1 protein-coding gene is annotated in these 516 nt (G+C 64.7%); it reads left to right on the forward strand.

From position 1 onward, the window contains the following. Positions 1-516, forward strand: a 516-nt coding sequence (locus ACYVDE_RS26005) for a hypothetical protein (RefSeq protein WP_460504385.1), incomplete at both ends; no start/stop codon positions are given.

Here is a 516-nt window from a genome sequence, read left to right on the forward strand (position 1 = left end):
CATGCTGGCCCGGCAGCCGCGCCGCTGGCGGGCAAAATGGTGGCTGGCCGGCCGCAGGGGCTGTTTTTCATGACCCGCATGCTCATTGCGTTTCATTCGCTCGAAAAAGCCACGTTTTACTTCGTGCCGAACGGGCAGGTGTACCGCAATCCCATTGATTTCTCGGCCGCCAGCCTGAACGGCTTGCCGGCGACGGACCGCGGCACGTTCAGCGTGAGCGGCCGGCAGATGACCGTGAAATGGGCCGATGGCCAGGTTTCTACATCCGATATTGAAAACTCCCAGGCCAACGCGTTCAATTGGGACACGGGCATGTTTCTGGGCACGGGGCCCTTCACCAGTGCGCGGCAGCTGGTGGGCGCCTTCGAGGGCGGTACCTCGGTGAGCAGCAGCAGCGGCAGCGCCGCGGTGGTGAGCGGCCTCACGTTTCGGGCCGATGGTAGCTACTTGGGCAGCAGCGCATCGTCGCTCAGCACCAATACCGGCAGCAGCGACGTGCGCGCGGGCAGTTCGGGC

It is taken from the genome of Hymenobacter agri (assembly GCF_054778495.1).